Origin of the sequence: Pseudomonas migulae (assembly GCF_024169315.1) — a bacterium.
Classification (GTDB): Bacteria; Pseudomonadota; Gammaproteobacteria; order Pseudomonadales; family Pseudomonadaceae; genus Aquipseudomonas; species Aquipseudomonas migulae_B.
In genome coordinates, this window is the sequence record NZ_JALJWR010000001.1 from 4,717,859 (window position 1) to 4,736,669 (window position 18,811).

The following is an 18,811-nucleotide window of genomic DNA, read 5'->3' on the forward strand; positions in this document are numbered from 1 at the left end:
AGTGAGTGATGCTTTCAGCAGCCTTACAGACCGGGTTGTGAATAGCTGACGCCGGAATCGTGGTCCGGCGTCGGTTTTTGCGTTTTTTCTTGTAGTACTTAGTGCACCAGCATGCCGGTGAGCCAGTAGGCCTGGACGTAGGTGATCAGGCCGACGATCGTTGCAAAGAACAGGCTGTGCTTGAGGGTGAAGCGGAACAGGTCCGATTCCTTGCCCACCAGCCCGGTCGCGGCGCAGGCCACGGCGATCGATTGTGGCGAGATCATTTTGCCGGTGACGCCGCCGCTGGTGTTCGCCGCGACCAGCAAGGTGTCGCTGACGCCGATCTGGTGCGCGGTGGTCGCCTGCAACGAGCTGAACAGCGCGTTGGACGAAGTATCGGAACCGGTCAGGAACACGCCCAGCCAGCCGAGGAACGGCGAGAAGAACGGGAACGCTGCGCCAGTGCCTGCCAGTACCAGGGCCATGGTCGACGACATGCCTGAATAGTTGGTGACGAAGGCAAACGCCAGCACCATGCCGATGGACAGAATTGGCCAGCGCAGTTCGTAGAAGGTCTCTCTCAAAGTGGTCAGACCAGTTTTGATGTTGATCTTCAGCACCAGCATCGAGATCAGCGCGGAGAAGAAAATCGCCGTGCCGGTCGCGGAAATCGGGTCGAGTTTGAACACCGCCGGAATGGCCGTCGGAGCCGTCACGATCGGAGCGACCTTGATCACCATTTGATCCAGGTGCGGGATGGCGAAGTTGAACACCCAGCTGTACATCGAACCGCCAGCGGCAAACATCGCCTTGAACGGCTTCAGGGTCCAGATGGTGACCAGGACGGTGAGGATCAGGAACGGCGACCAGGCTTTGAAAATCTCACCGAGGCTGTAAGGCGAAGCCACGGTGGTGCGCGGCTGGCCGAAACCGCCGGCGCTGGCCGTCACGACGGAGGCCGAGACCGCGCCCGCGATGTGTTGGCCGGCAGCGCGTTTTGGCTGCCAGACTTTCAGGAACAGCGTTAGGGAAATCAGGCTGGCGAGTGCCGAGGTGATGTCCGGCAACTCAGGGCCGATGAAGTTCGAGGTGAAGTATTGGGTGATGGCAAAGCTCAAGCCGGCCACCAATGCTGCTGGCCAGGTTTCTCGAACGCCGCGCAAGCCGTCCATCATGAACACCAGCCAGAACGGCACGAACAGCGACAGCAGCGGCAATTGACGGCCAGTCATGGCGCCGATCTTGAACGCATCGATACCGGTCACTTGCCCGGCCACGATGATCGGAATCCCCAAGGCACCAAACGCCACCGGCGCGGTGTTGGCGATCAGGCAAAGGCCCGCGGCGTACAACGGATTGAAGCCCAGTCCTACAAGCAGTGCGGCAGTAATCGCTACCGGTGCGCCGAAACCGGCTGCACCTTCAAGGAATGCACCGAAGCAGAAACCGATCAGCAACACCTGCAGGCGCTGGTCATCGGTGATCGACAGGACGGAACTGCGAATGACCTCGAACTGACCACTCTTGACCGTCAGTTTGTAGAGGAACACCGCTGCCACGATGATCCACGCGATCGGCCAGAGGCCGTAGGCGAAGCCATACCCGGCGGCGGCGAATGCCATGTCGACCGGCATCTGGAAAGCGAAGATGGCGACCGCGATGGACAAGGCCAGCGTGATGCTGCCGGCCACGTGTCCTTTGAGCCGGAACACGGCCAGCGCCAGAAAGAAAAACACGATGGGAATAACGGCCGCGAGCGCGGAAAGGCCGAGGCTGCCGAGCGGGGTATAGAGCTGTTGCCAGGTTTGCATATGGGGTGGCCCCTAATTGTTGTTGGTCAGGCACTGTTCAGCGTTCTTGGATAATTGGTAATACCAATTTACAATCGCTGTTCGCTAGGGTAAAAGCCTTCTAGGCGGTGTGTCAATTTGCCGCCCTAAAACTTTTGTCGAACAAGCGCTGTGGTTTGCCAGTGATGCGTTCGAACAAATGCCGCCTGATAGGTGCTGGCACAGCGCCGATAGGCCAGAATAGAGAGCCCGCCGAGCCGTCGGGATCGTGGAGATTTGAGTTATGGGGTTTGATCAAATTCGTCAGCGCCGTTTGTCTGACGATATTGTCGAGCAGCTCGAGGGGATGATCCTCGAGGGCACGCTGAAGGCGGGTGAGCGCTTGCCGGCAGAACGCGCGCTGGCCGAGCAGTTCGGCGTGTCACGCCCTTCGTTGCGCGAAGCCATTCAGAAACTGGCGGCCAAGGGCTTGCTGGTCAGTCGTCAGGGCGGCGGAAATTACGTGGTGGAATCACTGGGCACGACGTTCAGTGATCCGCTGCTTCATCTGCTGGAAAGCAACCCCGAGGCCCAGCGTGATCTGCTGGAGTTTCGCCACACCCTGGAAGCGTCCTGCGCCTATTACGCCGCGTTGCGCGCCACGGATGTCGACCGCGAGCGACTGACCGCGGCTTTCAATGAATTGCAGGATTGCTACACGCGGCACGATGAAGTGAGCCGAGCGGAAGAGGGCGCGGCGGATGCGAAATTTCACCTGGCCATCGCCGAAGCCAGTCACAACGCGGTGTTGCTGCACACCATTCGCGGGCTGTTCGACCTGCTCAAGCGCAACGTGGTGACCAACATTGGCGGTATGTACAAACAACGCACTGAAACCCGCGACATGCTGATCACGCAGCACCGGGAGTTGTACATGGCGATTATCGAAGGAAGGGCAGAACAGGCGCGGGAAGTTTCCAGTCGACACATTTTGTATGTGCAGGAAGTGCTGGAAGAGGTGCGTCAGGAAGTGCAGCGCGTGGCCCGGGCGGAGCGGCGCAAGGGGATGTAGTCAGTTGAATTTGCGGTGAAACATTCGCGGGCAAGCCTCGCTCAACAGGACCACACGTCCAATGTAGGAGCGAGGCTTGCCCGCGAAGGCGGCCTCAGGGCGAAAGATTAATCTTCCTTGCCCTTGTTGCGCACCGCACGCTGCAACTCGCGACCGGCGTCGCGTTCGCGTTCGGTATCACGCTTGTCGTATTCCTTCTTGCCCTTGCCCAGCGCAATCTCGCACTTGACCATGTGCTTGCTCCAGTACCAGGACAGGCACACGCAGGCGTAACCCTTTTGCTGCACGGCGGCGGCCAGCTTTTCCAGCTCGCGGCGGTTGAGCAGCAATTTTCGGGTGCGCGTCGGATCAGCGATGACGTGGGTACTGGCGGTCGTCAGCGGCGTAATGTGGCTGCCGAGCAGCCATGCTTCGCCGTCCTTGAGCAGTACATAACTGTCAACCAGCTGCAGCTTGCTCGCCCGCAGACTTTTTACTTCCCAGCCGGCCAGGACCAGACCAGCCTCGAACCGATGTTCGATGAAGTAATCGTGTCGCGCCTTTTTATTTTGCGCGATGGTCCCTGTTGGGTGTTTCTTCTGTTTAGCCATAGGGGCGGCATTATAGGGAGTTGCAAGCGAGTCGGCTACGGTGACGCAGCGTGCTTGAGCAGGTTGATTGAATCCCGGACAATGCGCCCTCTTTTTTCAATGCTTGGACGTGGTAACGATGTCGACAGACAAGGTTTCTGTCCACGGCAGTTGGGCTAGCCGCTGGGTCTTCATACTCGCCGCGACCGGTTCGGCCGTGGGCCTGGGTAGCATCTGGAAGTTCCCGTACATGGTCGGGGTCTACGGCGGCGGTGCGTTTGTGTTGATGTTCCTGGCCTGTATCGCACTGATCGGCGTACCGGTCATGCTGGCGGAAACGCTGATCGGCCGGCGCGCCCGGCAAAGTCCGGCCAATGCCTTGAAGGTGCTGGCACTGGAGGCGGGGCATTCTGGCAAGTGGTCCTGGGGCGCTTTCGCCGGGATGATCACGGCACTGTTGATCCTGTCCTTCTATAGTGTGGTCGGCGGCTGGTCGCTGGATTACATCGTCGACATGGGGCGCGGAGATTTCCAGGGTGTAACGCCTGATCAGGTCGGCGCGTACTTTGGCAAGGTGATCGCCGATCCATGGCGCCTGACACTTTGGCACACGATTTTTATGCTGCTGTCCGCCATTGTGATCGCCAAAGGCGTCGTTGCCGGGCTCGAGCGCAGCCTGCGCATCATGATGCCGTTGCTCTTTGTAATGATTCTGGTGCTGCTGGGTTACAGCATGACCACCGGCCATTTCATGGAGGGCGTGCATTTCATGTTCGACTTCCACCCGGAAAAAGTCCTCGACGGCTTGCTGCCCGCCATGGGGCATGCGTTCTTTTCCCTGAGCGTGGGCGTGGGCTCGATCATGATCTACGGCGCCTACATGCCGAAGGATTCGTCGATTTCAGGCACCGTCGTCGGCGTGGCGCTGCTCGATACCTTTGTTTCTCTCGTGGCCGGCCTGGCGTTGTTTCCAATAGTGTTTGCTGCCGGCCTGAATCCGAGCGAAGGCCCTGGCCTGATGTTCGTCAGCCTGCCATTTGCCTTTGGTAACGTAGCGTTCGGCCAGTTGATGGGCGTAGTGTTCTTCGTGCTGGTAGCGATTGCAGCCTGGAGTTCGGCGATTTCGTTGCTGGAACCGATGGTGGCTTACCTGGTTGAGCGTACTAAAGTCAGTCGCGCCTGGGTGACGTTCTGGCTGGCGTTCACTTGCTGGTTTGTTGGTCTGGGCACAGTGTTTTCCTTCAATATCTGGAAGGAGGCCAAGTTTTTCGTGAACGAAGGCGGGATGTTCCATCTCTATCAATGGGGTGCGGCCGGCGGCCTGGATTTCTTTGGCGTGATCGATTTCTTTACCTCGCGAATCATGCTGCCACTCGGTGGTTTGTGTTTCGTGGTGTTTGCGGGCTGGGTGATGGGGCGTGAAGCGGTGCGCGACGAGCTGTCGATCCGCAGTCCCAGGCTGTTTACTCTGTCCCTGTTTTTGATGCGCTATGTGGCGCCCATCGGCATTCTCGTAGTGTTTGCCGCCCAGCTGTGGAAGTGACGCTGACATGACGACACACATTCAACGTTCGGCTCTGCTGCCGTATCCGGCGCAAGCGCTGTATGACCTGGTCAATGACGTGGCGCGTTACCCGGAGTTTCTGCCGTGGTGCTCGTCGGCCGAGGTCCTGGAAAGCTCTCCCGAGCACATGCGCGCAAGTGTCGGTGTGGCCAAGGCTGGCCTCAGCCAGCATTTCGTGACGCGCAACACGCTGGTGCCCGGGCAATCGATCGAAATGAATCTCGAGGAAGGCCCGTTCACTCAGTTGCACGGTATCTGGGTGTTCAAGGCGTTGACCGACAAGGCCTGCAAGATCAGCCTGGATCTTTCGTTCGACTACGCCGGGCCGATCGTTCGTGCAACCCTGGGGCCCTTGTTCAATCAGGCGGCCAATACGCTGGTGGACGCCTTCTGCCAGCGCGCCAAACAGATCCATGGTTGAGGCCGTGATCGAGTTTGAGGTGGTGTATGCCGCCGTGCATCGTCAGGTGCTTCTCTGTGAAACGGTGCCCGCCGGCACGACAGTGCGCATGGCTTTGTTGAAGTCGAGAGTGGCCGAGGCGTTTCCGGAACTGGATCTGGCTGATTGTCCGGTGGGGATATTCGGCAAGGTGGTCGCGGATCCCGACACCCGTCAGGTTCAGGCGGGGGATCGGATCGAGATTTATCGGCCGCTGTTGGCTGATCCGAAAGAGGTTCGCCGGCTTCGCGCCGCCAAGGCAGCCGAGGCCAAAGCGCGGAATCAGTGATGCGACAAACGCCAGACAATAAAAAACCCGGACATTCCGGGTTTTTTATTGCGTCGCAAATTATTGCGGCGAAGTTTCCAGCGGTTCTGGCGTCGGGACCGGAACGGTTTCTACACCGTCTACGTCCTTCTGGATCTGATCCAGCAACGAACCCGGCTTGACCGGTTTTTCCGGTTTCGGCTTCTCGGCGTTTTCTGCAGGAGCGGTCACGTTAGTGCCACTGTCCTTGCCGAGAATGGCTTCGTCCCGGCTCACGCCTGGCATGAAATCACCAGAGAGGCTGACAAGTTGGTCATTTGGGTTGAAGATAACGCTAATGCGTTCCTGTTGGCGTTCACCGCCACCCGGTTGCAGGCTGTACAGATAATCCCAGCGATCGGCATGGAACGTGTCGGTCAGCAGAGGGTTACCCATGATAAACCGTACTTGCCGACGGGTCATTCCCGGGCGTAACTGGTCTATCATGTCCTGCGTGACGACATTGCCCTGCTGGATGTCGATTTTGTAAACCCCGGGGAATGAACAACCGGCGAGTGCGAGCAGTCCCACAAAGGTGAAACTGGTTAGCAAGAGCTTGGTGTTTTGCATCGGTGGGCGACTTCCACTATCTTGGCTGGGACAACGTAAACGCCGATCATACCCGCATTAAGAGAAGCTGCGAAGCAGCATCGCGAGAAAGCTGACCATGGTTGAAAATAGCGAACTACGCAAAGCCGGCCTCAAAGTGACCCTTCCACGGGTCAAGATTCTGCAAATGCTCGATTCCGCCGAGCAACGCCACATGAGTGCCGAGGATGTTTACAAGGCGCTGATGGAGGCTGGTGAGGACGTCGGTCTGGCCACGGTTTACCGTGTACTGACCCAGTTCGAGGCAGCTGGCCTTGTGGTGCGGCACAACTTCGACGGAGGCCATGCGGTCTTCGAGCTGGACGACGGCAAGCATCACGACCATATGGTCAACGTCGAGACCAGTGAAGTGATCGAATTCTTCGACGAAGAAATCGAGCGCCTGCAGAAAGCCATTGTCGACAAATATGGCTTTGAGATGGTCGATCACAACCTTGTGCTGTACGTGCGCAAGAAAAAGTAAGCATGTCGCGCGAACTTCAGGTTCGCGAAACGAGCGAAGGCGACCCCTGGGTCGCCTTCGTGCTTTCTGCCGTTCCTAGATTTTTGCGGTAACGACCATTTTTTTCGCGTGAGCCAGGGATTCCTTGGTCAGATCGATGCCCCCCAGCATCCGTGCGACTTCTTCGACGCGATCATTCTTGCTGAGTTTGGAGACGGCCGTATGGGTCGCATCCTCGCCACGGACCTTGTGTACAAATAGATGCTGATGACCCTGCGCCGCCACTTGCGGCAAGTGAGTCACCGTCAATACCTGCCCGCGCTCGCCAAGGCGACGCAGCAGCTGGCCGACAATCTCGGCGGTCGGGCCGCCGATACCCACGTCCACTTCGTCGAATACCAGGGTCGGTACGCGTGAAGTCTGCGCGGTGATCACCTGAATCGCGAGGCTGATCCGTGACAGCTCGCCGCCCGAGGCTACTTTGGCCAGGGCTTTCAAGGGTTGGCCGGGGTTGGCGCTCACCAGTAACTCGACTTGTTCCAGCCCGTTGGGGAGTAATTCATCGCTGGCGTTGGGGCGCAATTCGATGGTGAAACGACCGCCGGGCATGCCCAATCGCTGGATTTCCTGCTCCACGGCGCAGGCCAGGCTCGTGGACGCTTGATGGCGCAGATCGCTCAGTTCCCGAGCCTTCTCCTGATAATGGCGGGCATAAGAGGCCAGCTCGTCACTCAGCCGCTCAATGGATTCATCATTGGCATTCAGGGTTTCGATTTCATCCAGCAATCGCTGCTGCATCTCGGCCACCTCGGTGGGCTGGATGCGGTGTTTGCGTGCCATGGTGTAGATCGCGTCGAGGCGTTCTTCCAGGTATTGCAGGCGCGCCGGGTCGGCATCGAAGTTGTCGAGGAAGCGATTCAGCTCGCCCACGGCCTCTTCCACCTGGATCTGCGCACTGGTCAGCAAGCTGCTGGCTTCGCCCAGCGCGCCGATCGAGTTGTTCACGCTCGACAGGCGATTGAGGCTGGCCGTCAGGGCGTTCAAGACATTGCCGGAATCACTTTCGCTGCATTGCTCGACCACTTGTCGGCAGATGCCCAGTAAGGTTTCGGCGTTGGTCAGGTTCTTGTGTTCCTGCTCCAACTGTTCCAGTTCGTTTTCGCCGAGGCCGAGGTTTTCCAGTTCTTCGAGTTGATAACTGAGCAATTGGTGGCGGGCGCGCTGTTCGTCACCTGAGTTCGACAGGCGTTCCAGCTCCTGCCGGGTCTGGCGCCAGCGCTGGGCGGCGAGCTGAACCTGGCGGGCAAGATCGGTGGCGCCGGCATACTCGTCGAGCAGGCGACGGTGCGTGTCGGTCTTGAGCAGGGACTGGTGTTCGTGCTGGCTGTGGATATCAATCAGCAGTTCGCCCAGGGACTTGAGATCACCGAGCGGGCAGGGCGTGCCGTTGATATAGCCGCGCGAGCGTCCTTCGGCGGTGATTACCCGGCGAAGGATGCACGGGCCATCGCTTTCGAGGTCGCGCTCGGCCAGCCAGGCACTGGCCTCCGGAATGTCTACAAGATCGAAGGTGGCCAGGATGTCGGCCTTGTCGGCGCCGGGGCGGACCACGCCGCTGTCGGCGCGATCGCCCAGGGTCAGGCCAAGGGCGTCGAGCATGATCGACTTGCCGGCGCCGGTTTCCCCTGTGATCACGCTCATCCCGCGATCGAGTTCGAGATCGAGATGTTCAACGATGGCGTAGTTGTGTACGGACAGGTGCACCAGCATAAAGGCCGCTCCCAGGCTTTAGGTCTGGTTATTTATACAGTGTTTTGTTTCTGGCTGACAATGCCCTCTCTTAGCTCGATTTGCTCGATCCGACGAAATCGTTAGTGCATCGAGGAATGACAATGCAGCTGTTTTTTGTAGGGTTAATCATGGCAAGCCCCTTGAAGCTGATTTTTGCGGCCCCATATACCGGGACAGAAGCGCGAGTTGAGCTCGCGGACGAAATTGAAAGGAGAAATCTATGGCTGACGAACAGACAGTGGATACGCAAAATCTAGACGCCGATCAGGCTGCCCAGGAATCGGGTAAAGACCTGGCGGCTCGTGTACAAGTGCTCGAAGAGCAGCTGGCTGGCGCCCAGGATCAGGCCTTGCGTGTAGCAGCTGATCTGCAGAACGTCCGCCGCCGCGCCGAACAGGATGTAGAAAAAGCGCACAAATTCGCCCTGGAGAAATTCGCAGGCGATTTGCTGCCGATCATCGACAGTCTGGAGCGTGGCCTGGAGTTGTCCAGCCCGGACGACGAAAGCATCCGTCCGATGCGCGAAGGTATCGAGCTGACCCTGAAAATGTTCCAGGACACCCTGAAGCGTTATCAGCTGGAAGCGATCGATCCGCATGGCGAACCGTTCAACGCCGTTCAGCATCAGGCAATGGCCATGCAGGAAAGCGCCGACGTCGAGCCGAACAGCGTGCTCAAGGTGTTCCAGAAGGGTTATCAGCTCAACGGTCGCCTGCTGCGCCCGGCCATGGTCGTGGTCAGCAAGGCTCCTGCGCCGGTTTCGCCTTCGATTGACGAGCAGGCTTGAAATTAGCCGCAAGGCCCCCATTTAGAAGTCAAGCGTTTAAGTGCTACCGCAGTTAGCCACCACTGCTGCGGCAACCAAATCCAAAGTTTCGGGAGAGTGAACATGGGCAAAATTATCGGTATCGACCTGGGGACTACCAACTCCTGCGTCTCCGTGCTTGAAAACGGCGTAGCCAAAGTTATTGAAAACGCCGAAGGCGCGCGTACCACGCCGTCGATCATTGCTTACGCCAACGATGGCGAGATCCTCGTTGGTCAGTCGGCCAAGCGTCAGGCTGTGACCAATCCGCACAACACCCTGTATGCGGTGAAGCGTCTGATCGGTCGTAAGTTCGACGAAGAAGTCGTACAGAAAGACATCAAGATGGTCCCTTACAAAATCGCCAAGGCTGACAACGGCGACGCGTGGGTAGAAGTGAACGGCCAGAAAATGTCGCCGCCACAGATCTCGGCTGAAATTCTGAAGAAAATGAAGAAGACCGCCGAAGACTACCTCGGCGAGCCAGTGACCGAAGCGGTGATCACCGTTCCGGCCTACTTCAACGACAGCCAGCGTCAGGCGACCAAAGACGCCGGCCGCATCGCGGGCCTGGACGTTAAACGTATCATCAACGAACCTACCGCAGCCGCGCTGGCTTACGGTATGGACAAGGCGAAAGGCGATCACACCGTGATCGTTTACGACCTGGGCGGCGGTACTTTCGACGTTTCCGTGATCGAAATCGCTGAAGTCGATGGCGAGCACCAGTTCGAAGTATTGGCCACCAACGGTGACACGTTCCTGGGCGGTGAAGACTTTGACATTCGTCTGATCGACTACCTCGTCGACGAGTTCAAGAAAGAAAGCGGCATGAACCTCAAGGGTGACCCGCTGGCCATGCAGCGCCTGAAAGAAGCCGCTGAGAAAGCCAAGATCGAACTGTCTTCGAGCAATTCGACCGACGTGAACCTGCCGTACATCACTGCAGACGCCACCGGTCCTAAGCACTTGAACGTGAAAATCTCCCGCGCCAAGCTTGAAGCGCTGGTAGAAGACCTGGTTCAACGCACCATCGAACCTTGCCGCATCGCTCTGAAAGACTCCGGTATCGACGTTGGCGCCATCAACGACGTGATCCTGGTCGGCGGTCAGACCCGTATGCCACTGGTTCAGAAGCTGGTGACCGAGTTCTTCGGTAAAGAAGCTCGTAAAGACGTGAACCCGGACGAAGCCGTTGCCATGGGTGCTGCTATCCAGGGCGCCGTATTGGCTGGTGACGTGAAAGACGTTCTGCTGCTCGACGTCAGCCCGCTGACCCTGGGTATCGAAACCATGGGTGGCGTGATGACCGCGCTGATCGAGAAAAACACCACGATTCCTACCAAAAAATCGCAAGTGTTCTCGACTGCCGACGACAACCAGGGCGCCGTGACCATTCACGTGCTGCAAGGCGAGCGTAAGCAAGCCGCTCAGAACAAGTCCCTGGGCAAGTTCGACCTGGCCGAGATTCCACCAGCACCACGTGGCGTGCCACAAATCGAAGTGACCTTCGACATCGACGCCAACGGCATCCTGCACGTAGGCGCCAAAGACAAGGCCACCGGCAAGGCTCAATCGATCGTGATCAAGGCGAACTCCGGTTTGTCTGATGAAGAGATCGAGAAAATGATTCGCGATGCTGAAGCGAACTCCGAGGAAGACCGCAAGTTCGAAGAGCTGGCTGCTGCCCGCAACCAGGGCGATGCACTGGTTCACTCGACGCGCAAAATGGTCGTGGACGCTGGCGATAAAGTGACCGCTGAAGAGAAGACTGCAATCGAAGCCGCAGTAGTTGCCCTGGAAGCCGCCATCAAAGGCGACGACAAGGCTGCCATCGAAGCCAAGGTTGAAGAGCTGTCGAAAGTCTCCGCTCCAGTGGCGCAGAAGATGTACGCCGAACAGGCCCAGCCTGCTGAAGGCGCTGCACCGCAAGGCGAATCGGCTGAGAAGGCTGACGACGTTGTCGATGCCGAGTTCGAAGAAGTCAAAGACCACAAGTAAGTTAGTGGTCGCCCGGTTGACTGCCTTGCGGCGGTGACTGGTAGGATGTCGCCGCGCGGGAGCTTGCTCCCGCGTTGGCGTGTCTGGAGTACACGAATTTTTACAGCATGCGACAGCGTTCGCGTGTTGGCGGTATGGCCGAAAATGCTCCTGCTTTTCGAGCCGTAAGTGCCGCAATGAATCAAAGACCAGGATCGTTGAATTGACGTGAGTTGGGTCCGGGCCTGTATTGGGGCTCAACGAGTTTGGCGAGGCTCAGGAGAGGTTTGCCGAACGTCCTTAAGAGTGCAAAGACTTATGGCAAAGCGTGACTATTACGAAGTGTTGGGTGTTGAGCGTGGCTCGAGCGAAGCGGACCTGAAAAAGGCCTACCGTCGGCTGGCGATGAAGCACCACCCGGACCGTAATCCCGATGACAAAGCGTCGGAAGAAATGTTCAAAGAGGCCAACGAGGCCTACGAAGTGCTGTCCGATTCCAGCAAGCGCGCGGCGTACGACCAGTATGGTCATGCCGGCGTCGACCCGAGCATGGGCGGCGGCGGTGCCGGGTTTGGCGGTCAGAACTTCTCCGACATCTTCGGCGATGTCTTCAGTGACTTCTTCGGTGGCGGTCGCGGCGGTGCTCGTGGCGGTGCCCAGCGCGGCAGCGATTTGCGTTACACCCTGGAGCTGAATCTGGAAGAAGCGGTGCGCGGCACGACCGTGAATATCCGCGTTCCGACACTGGTCAACTGCAAACCGTGTGATGGTTCGGGCGCCAAGAAAGGCTCCTCTCCGATCACCTGCCCGACGTGCGGCGGTATCGGTCAGGTCCGCATGCAGCAAGGTTTCTTCTCGGTGCAGCAGACCTGTCCGCGCTGCCATGGCCAGGGCAAGATCATTTCCGATCCATGCACCTCCTGTAACGGTGACGGTCGCGTTGAAGAGTACAAGACCCTTTCCGTGAAAGTGCCGGCCGGTGTCGACACTGGCGACCGCATTCGTCTGTCCGGCGAAGGCGAGGCGGGTGCTCAGGGTGGTCCGACTGGCGACCTGTATGTAGTGATCAATGTGCGCGAGCACGCGATCTTCCAGCGCGATGGCAAGCACCTGTTCTGCGAAGTGCCGATCAGCTTCGTCGATGCGGCGCTGGGTGGCGAGCTGGAGATTCCGACCCTCGATGGTCGGGTCAAACTGAAAATCCCTGAAGGGACTCAGACCGGCAAGCAATTCCGTGTGCGCGGCAAAGGCGTCGCGCCTGTGCGTGGCGGTGGTGCCGGCGACCTGATGTGCCGTGTGGCGGTCGAAACCCCGGTCAACCTGGGTCGCCGTCAGCGCGAATTGCTGGAAGAATTCCGCAGTTCGCTGGCAGACGACAACAGCCATTCGCCGAAAACCACCGGTTGGTTCGAAGGCGTGAAGCGCTTCTTCGGCGATCTGTAAGGAGTGAGCATGCGACGTATAGCTGTGATGGGCGCTGCTGGCCGCATGGGCAAGATCCTGGTCGAAGCGGTGCAGCAACGCGCGCCGCAGACGGGGCTGACGGCAGCCATCGTGCGCCCCGGCAGCACGCTGATTGGTGTGGATGCCGGTGAGCTGGCTTCGTTGGGACGTATCGGTGTGCCGTTGTCCGGTCATGTCGAGTCGGTGGCAGAAGAGTTCGATGTGTTGATCGACTTCACGCTGCCGGAAGTCATGCTGAAAAACCTGGCGTTCTGCCGCAAGGCGGGCAAGGCCATGGTGATCGGCACGACCGGGCTCGATGCTGCGCAGAAGCAGTTGCTGGTCGAGGCGGGCAAGGACATTCCTATCGTGTTCGCCGCCAACTTCAGTGTCGGCGTGAACCTGTCGCTGAAGCTGCTCGACATGGCTGCGCGCGTGCTGGGCGATGATGCAGATATCGAAATCATCGAGGCTCACCATCGGCACAAGATCGACGCGCCTTCGGGCACGGCACTGCGCATGGGAGAGGTGATTGCCAGTGCACTGGATCGTGATCTGCAGAAGGTCGCGGTCTACGGGCGTGAAGGCCACACTGGTGCGCGTGAGCGTGAAACGATCGGTTTTGCCACTGTGCGTGGCGGTGATGTGGTCGGTGATCACACCGTGCTGTTCGCCTGTGAGGGCGAGCGTCTCGAAATCACGCACAAGGCGTCGAGTCGCATGACTTTCGCCAAGGGCGCGGTGCGTGCGGCGTTGTGGCTTGACGGTCGTGAGCCTGGCCTTTACGACATGCAAGACGTGCTCGACCTGCGTTAAGATGCAGCCGAAACCGGGCTCCAACCCAGCGATGGGGCCCGGTTTTATTACGCCAAGCGACGTCCTGTCGCATTCCCCGGCCTTTAAGGCTCATTGGCGGTAGACCAAAAATGCCTTTTTCTGTAAGCTACAGCTTTAGTGTGTCCACTAAAAGCGCGCAGAATAATTCAGTGAAGAAGCGGGGTGACGTGTCCATACGTCACTCCGCTTTTTTACAACCTGCGATCGCCCTTTCAGGCTTTATTTACGGGAGGTCTTCTTGACTAAGCCAGCCATACTCGCCCTTGCTGATGGCAGCATTTTTCGCGGCGAAGCCATTGGAGCCGACGGTCAAACCGTTGGAGAGGTGGTGTTCAACACCGCCATGACCGGCTATCAGGAAATCCTTACCGATCCTTCCTACGCCCAACAGATCGTTACCCTGACTTACCCGCACATCGGCAACACCGGCACCACGCCGGAAGACGCCGAGTCCGACCGCGTCTGGTCTGCTGGCCTGGTCATCCGTGACCTGCCACTGGTTGCGAGCAACTGGCGTAACACGATGTCCCTGTCCGACTACCTGAAAGCCAACAACGTTGTGGCCATCGCCGGTATCGACACCCGCCGCCTCACGCGCATCCTGCGTGAAAAAGGCGCGCAGAACGGCTGCATCATGGCCGGTGACAACATTTCCGAAGAAGCGGCCATCGCCGCGGCTCAAGGCTTCCCTGGCCTGAAAGGCATGGACCTGGCAAAAGTCGTCAGCACCAAAGAGCAGTACGAATGGCGCTCGACTGTCTGGGACCTGAAAACCGACAGCCACGCGACCATCGACGCTTCCGAGCTGCCGTACCACGTGGTTGCCTACGACTACGGCGTCAAGCTGAACATCCTGCGCATGCTGGTCGCGCGCGGTTGCCGCGTCACCGTAGTGCCGGCTCAAACACCAGCTGCCGACGTGCTGGCGATGAAGCCGGACGGCGTGTTCCTGTCCAACGGCCCTGGTGATCCGGAGCCTTGCGACTACGCGATCCAGGCGATCAAGGACGTGCTGGAAACCGAGATCCCGGTGTTCGGTATCTGCCTCGGTCACCAACTGCTGGCCCTGGCCTCTGGCGCCAAGACCCTGAAAATGGGCCACGGCCACCACGGTGCCAACCACCCGGTTCAGGATCTGGACAGCGGTGTGGTGATGATCACCAGCCAGAACCACGGTTTTGCGGTAGACGAAGCGACCTTGCCGGCCAACGTTCGCGCGATTCACAAATCGCTGTTCGACGGCACCCTGCAAGGCATCGAGCGCACCGACAAGAGCGCCTTCAGCTTCCAGGGTCACCCGGAAGCCAGCCCTGGCCCGAACGACGTAGCGCCATTGTTCGATCGCTTCATCAACGAAATGGCCAAGCGACGCTGATCGCTCGCCTTGATGCAGCAAAGCTTGAGGGTGGTCCCGACACCGGCGGCCCCCTCAAGGCTTTAAAGATTGAACAAGACGGCTTGCCGACTGACCTGCGGATTTGAGTGACAAACCCATGCCAAAACGTACAGACATTAAAAGCATCCTGATTCTCGGCGCTGGCCCGATCGTTATCGGCCAGGCTTGCGAATTCGACTACTCCGGCGCCCAGGCCTGCAAAGCCCTGCGCGAGGAGGGTTATCGCGTCATCCTGGTGAACTCCAACCCGGCGACCATCATGACAGACCCGGACATGGCCGACGCCACGTACATCGAGCCGATCAAATGGCAGACCGTTGCCAAGATCATCGAGAAAGAGCGTCCGGACGCGCTGCTGCCAACCATGGGTGGCCAGACCGCTCTGAACTGTGCGCTGGACCTGGAGCGTGAAGGCGTTCTGGAGAAGTTCGGCGTAGAGATGATCGGCGCCAACGCGGACACCATCGACAAGGCTGAAGACCGTTCGCGCTTCGACAAGGCGATGAAATCCATCGGCCTGGACTGCCCGCGCTCGGGTATCGCCCACAGCATGGAAGAAGCCAACGCCGTTCTTGAGCGTCTGGGCTTTCCGTGCATCATCCGTCCGTCCTTCACCATGGGCGGCACGGGTGGCGGTATCGCTTACAACCGTGAAGAGTTCGAAGAAATCTGCGCCCGTGGTCTGGACCTGTCGCCAACCAAAGAGCTGCTGATCGACGAATCCCTGATCGGCTGGAAAGAGTACGAGATGGAGGTTGTCCGCGATAAGAAGGACAACTGCATCATCGTTTGCTCCATCGAAAACTTTGACCCGATGGGCGTGCACACCGGTGACTCGATCACTGTGGCGCCAGCACAGACCCTGACGGACAAGGAATACCAGATCATGCGTAACGCCTCGTTGGCGGTACTGCGTGAGATCGGCGTGGAAACCGGCGGCTCCAACGTTCAGTTTGGCATCTGCCCGGACACTGGCCGTATGGTCGTGATCGAGATGAACCCGCGTGTATCCCGCTCTTCGGCACTGGCCTCGAAAGCCACTGGTTTCCCGATTGCGCGTATCGCTGCCAAGCTGGCGATCGGCTACACCCTCGACGAACTGTCGAACGAAATCACCGGGGGCGCGACTCCTGCGTCCTTCGAGCCGTCCATCGACTACGTCGTGACCAAGCTGCCACGCTTCGCCTTCGAGAAATTCCCGAAAGCCGACGCACGCCTGACCACTCAAATGAAGTCGGTCGGTGAAGTCATGGCCATCGGCCGGACCTTCCAGGAATCCCTGCAGAAAGCCCTGCGCGGTCTGGAAGTGGGCGTTTGCGGCCTGGACGAGAAACTCGACCTGAGCAACCCGGAAAGCATGAGCGTGCTCAAGCGCGAACTGACCGTGCCGGGCGCCGAGCGTATCTGGTACGTGGCTGACGCCTTCCGCGCCGGCCTGTCGGTCGAAGACATCTTCGGCATGAACATGATCGACCCGTGGTTCCTGGTGCAGATCGAAGATCTGATCAAGGAAGAAGAGAAGGTCAAGACCCTGGGTCTGGCCAGCATCGACCGCGACGTGATGTTCCGCCTCAAGCGCAAAGGCTTCTCCGACATGCGTCTGGCCAAGCTGTTGGGCGTGACCGAGAAGGCGCTGCGTCGCCATCGCCACAAGCTCGAGGTTTACCCGGTCTACAAGCGCGTTGACACTTGCGCGGCCGAGTTCGCTACCGACACCGCCTACATGTACTCGACTTACGAGGAAGAGTGCGAAGCCGCGCCATCGGGTCGCGACAAGATCATGATCCTCGGCGGCGGTCCAAACCGTATCGGCCAGGGCATCGAGTTCGACTACTGCTGTGTACACGCGGCACTGGCCCTGCGTGAAGACGGGTACGAGACCATCATGGTCAACTGCAACCCGGAAACCGTTTCCACCGACTACGACACCTCCGATCGCCTGTACTTCGAACCAGTGACCCTGGAAGACGTACTGGAAATCGTCCGCGTCGAGAAGCCGAAAGGCGTGATCGTCCAGTACGGCGGCCAAACCCCACTGAAACTGGCTCGCGCACTGGAAGAAGCCGGCGTGCCGATCATCGGCACCAGCCCTGACGCCATCGACCGTGCCGAAGACCGTGAGCGCTTCCAGCAGATGGTTGAGCGCCTGAACCTGCGTCAGCCGCCAAACGCCACCGTGCGCAGCGAAGACGAAGCGATTCGTGCCGCGGCCAAGATCGGTTACCCGCTGGTGGTGCGTCCGTCCTACGTACTGGGCGGTCGTGCGATGGAAATCGTCTACGAAGAAGAAGAGCTCAAGCGCTACCTGCGTGACGCGGTGAAAGTGTCCAATGACAGCCCGGTGCTGCTCGACCACTTCCTCAACTGCGCCATCGAAATGGACGTGGATGCGGTCTGCGACGGCACCGACGTGGTGATCGGCGCGATCATGCAGCACATCGAGCAGGCCGGCGTTCACTCCGGTGACTCCGCGTGCTCCCTGCCGCCGTACTCGCTGCCTGCCCACATCCAGGACGAGATGCGCGAACAGGTCAAGAAAATGGCCCTGGAACTGGGCGTGGTCGGCCTGATGAACGTTCAGTTGGCGCTGCAAGGCGAAGACATCTACGTCATCGAAGTCAACCCGCGCGCTTCCCGTACCGTACCGTTCGTGTCCAAGTGCATCGGTGTTTCCCTGGCGATGATCGCAGCACGCGTGATGGCCGGTAAAACCCTGAAGGAAATCGGCTTCACCAAGGAAATCATTCCGAACTTCTACAGTGTGAAAGAGGCGGTGTTCCCGTTCGCCAAATTCCCTGGCGTGGACCCGATCCTCGGCCCAGAGATGAAGTCCACCGGTGAAGTGATGGGTGTGGGCGACACCTTCGGCGAAGCATTTGCCAAAGCCCAGATGGGCGCCAGCGAAGTGCTGCCAACCGGCGGTACCGCGTTCATCAGCGTGCGTGATGACGACAAGCCGCTGGTTGCAGGCGTGGCCCGTGATCTGATCAACTTGGGCTTCGAAGTGGTTGCCACTGCCGGTACTGCCAAGCTGATCGAAGCCGCAGGCCTGAAAGTGCGTCGTGTGAACAAGGTGACTGAAGGTCGTCCGCACGTGGTCGACATGATCAAGAATGACGAAGTCACCCTGATCATCAACACCACTGAAGGTCGTCAGTCGATCGCCGACTCGTACTCCATTCGTCGTAATGCCTTGCAGCACAAGATCTACTGCACCACCACCATTGCTGCTGGCGAAGCCATCTGCGAAGCGCTGAAGTTCGGTCCCGAGAAGACCGTGCGCCGCTTGCAGGATCTACACGCAGGATTGAAGGCATGATCAAATACCCAATGACCGTCCAGGGCGCGAAAGCCCTGGAAGAAGAACACGCTCACCTGACCAAGGTCGTCCGTCCGAAGCTCAGCCAGGACATCGGCACGGCCCGCGAGTTGGGTGACTTGAAGGAAAACGCCGAATACCACGCTGCTCGCGAGCAGCAAGGTATGGTCGAGGCGCGGATCCGTGACATTGAAGGCCGGATTCAGAACCAGGTCATCATCGACGTCACGACCATTCCTCACACCGGCAAAGTGATCTTCGGCACCACCGTTGAAATCGCCAACGTCGAGACGGACGAGCGCGTGACTTACCACATCGTGGGCGAGGATGAGGCTGACTTCAAACTCGGCAAGATTTCGGTAGGTTCGCCATTGGCTCGTGCCTTGATTGCCAAGGAAGAGGGTGATGTGGTCGCGGTGAAAACGCCTGGTGGCGTTATCGAGTACGAGATTGTCGAAGTTCGCCACATCTGAACGCAGGCGCCCGC

General features: G+C 59.0%; 16 protein-coding genes. 12 read left to right on the forward strand and 4 right to left on the reverse strand.

Features of this window, described 5'->3' with window-relative positions:
- Positions 1-98: 98 nt before the first annotated feature.
- The gene (locus J2Y86_RS21625; protein ID WP_253436148.1) at positions 99-1,793 is read right to left on the reverse strand and encodes a lactate permease LctP family transporter; all 1,695 of its coding nucleotides are present in this window, start codon (positions 1,791-1,793) and stop codon (positions 99-101) included.
- 262 nt (positions 1,794-2,055) lie between these two features.
- Here J2Y86_RS21625 and J2Y86_RS21630 point away from each other — a divergent pair, with 262 nt between their 5' ends.
- Positions 2,056-2,823: a GntR family transcriptional regulator gene (locus tag J2Y86_RS21630; protein WP_253436151.1), complete on the forward strand. Its 768-nt coding sequence runs from the start codon at positions 2,056-2,058 to the stop codon at positions 2,821-2,823.
- 107 nt (positions 2,824-2,930) lie between these two features.
- Here J2Y86_RS21630 and smpB read toward each other — a convergent pair whose 3' ends face one another.
- Positions 2,931-3,413: an SsrA-binding protein SmpB gene (gene smpB, locus J2Y86_RS21635; protein WP_018929470.1), complete on the reverse strand. Its 483-nt coding sequence runs from the start codon at positions 3,411-3,413 to the stop codon at positions 2,931-2,933.
- 118 nt (positions 3,414-3,531) lie between these two features.
- Between smpB and J2Y86_RS21640 the strand changes: the two genes are divergently transcribed.
- The 3 genes from J2Y86_RS21640 to J2Y86_RS21650 are packed head-to-tail and all read left to right on the forward strand — an operon-like array spanning position 3,532 to position 5,684.
- On the forward strand, positions 3,532-4,935 hold the full coding sequence (locus J2Y86_RS21640) for a sodium-dependent transporter (RefSeq protein WP_253436153.1): 1,404 nt from the start codon (positions 3,532-3,534) through the stop codon (positions 4,933-4,935).
- A 7-nt stretch (positions 4,936-4,942) separates the two neighbouring features.
- The gene (locus tag J2Y86_RS21645) at positions 4,943-5,377 is read left to right on the forward strand and encodes a type II toxin-antitoxin system RatA family toxin (RefSeq protein WP_253436156.1); all 435 of its coding nucleotides are present in this window, start codon (positions 4,943-4,945) and stop codon (positions 5,375-5,377) included.
- Complete coding sequence (locus J2Y86_RS21650) at positions 5,370-5,684, forward strand: RnfH family protein (protein WP_253436159.1); 315 nt, start codon at positions 5,370-5,372, stop codon at positions 5,682-5,684. The genes J2Y86_RS21645 and J2Y86_RS21650 overlap by 8 nt, the downstream gene beginning before the upstream one ends.
- 60 nt (positions 5,685-5,744) lie before the next feature.
- Here the strand turns inward: J2Y86_RS21650 and J2Y86_RS21655 are convergent, their stop codons facing one another.
- A complete protein-coding gene (locus J2Y86_RS21655; protein ID WP_150633548.1) occupies positions 5,745-6,272 on the reverse strand; it encodes an outer membrane protein assembly factor BamE in 528 nt (175 codons plus the stop codon).
- A 97-nt stretch (positions 6,273-6,369) separates the two neighbouring features.
- Here J2Y86_RS21655 and fur point away from each other — a divergent pair, with 97 nt between their 5' ends.
- Positions 6,370-6,774: a ferric iron uptake transcriptional regulator gene (gene fur, locus J2Y86_RS21660; protein WP_003197684.1), complete on the forward strand. Its 405-nt coding sequence runs from the start codon at positions 6,370-6,372 to the stop codon at positions 6,772-6,774.
- A gap of 75 nt (positions 6,775-6,849) precedes the next feature.
- Here the strand turns inward: fur and recN are convergent, their stop codons facing one another.
- Positions 6,850-8,523: a DNA repair protein RecN gene (recN, locus tag J2Y86_RS21665; RefSeq protein WP_253436162.1), complete on the reverse strand. Its 1,674-nt coding sequence runs from the start codon at positions 8,521-8,523 to the stop codon at positions 6,850-6,852.
- 241 nt (positions 8,524-8,764) lie between these two features.
- Between recN and grpE the strand changes: the two genes are divergently transcribed.
- The 7 genes from grpE (at position 8,765) to greA (ending at position 18,797) form a co-directional block, all read left to right on the forward strand.
- Positions 8,765-9,331, forward strand: a complete 567-nt coding sequence (gene grpE, locus J2Y86_RS21670; protein WP_253436165.1) for a nucleotide exchange factor GrpE — start codon at positions 8,765-8,767, stop codon at positions 9,329-9,331.
- Between the two features lie 102 nt (positions 9,332-9,433).
- Positions 9,434-11,350, forward strand: coding sequence for a molecular chaperone DnaK (gene dnaK, locus J2Y86_RS21675; RefSeq protein WP_253436169.1), 1,917 nt, complete (start codon positions 9,434-9,436; stop codon positions 11,348-11,350).
- A 297-nt stretch (positions 11,351-11,647) separates the two neighbouring features.
- On the forward strand, positions 11,648-12,772 hold the full coding sequence (gene dnaJ / locus J2Y86_RS21680; protein ID WP_253436172.1) for a molecular chaperone DnaJ: 1,125 nt from the start codon (positions 11,648-11,650) through the stop codon (positions 12,770-12,772).
- 9 nt (positions 12,773-12,781) lie between these two features.
- Positions 12,782-13,588, forward strand: a complete 807-nt coding sequence (dapB, locus tag J2Y86_RS21685) for a 4-hydroxy-tetrahydrodipicolinate reductase (RefSeq protein WP_253436175.1) — start codon at positions 12,782-12,784, stop codon at positions 13,586-13,588.
- 259 nt (positions 13,589-13,847) lie between these two features.
- Entirely contained in the window at positions 13,848-14,984 is a 1,137-nt protein-coding gene (gene carA, locus J2Y86_RS21690; protein WP_253436178.1) for a glutamine-hydrolyzing carbamoyl-phosphate synthase small subunit, read from the forward strand.
- Positions 14,985-15,102: 118 nt separating this feature from the next.
- Positions 15,103-18,324, forward strand: a complete 3,222-nt coding sequence (carB, locus tag J2Y86_RS21695; RefSeq protein ID WP_253436181.1) for a carbamoyl-phosphate synthase large subunit — start codon at positions 15,103-15,105, stop codon at positions 18,322-18,324.
- A complete protein-coding gene (greA, locus tag J2Y86_RS21700) occupies positions 18,321-18,797 on the forward strand; it encodes a transcription elongation factor GreA (RefSeq protein WP_150633542.1) in 477 nt (158 codons plus the stop codon). Before carB ends, greA begins: the two co-directional genes overlap by 4 nt.
- Positions 18,798-18,811 lie beyond the last annotated feature (14 nt).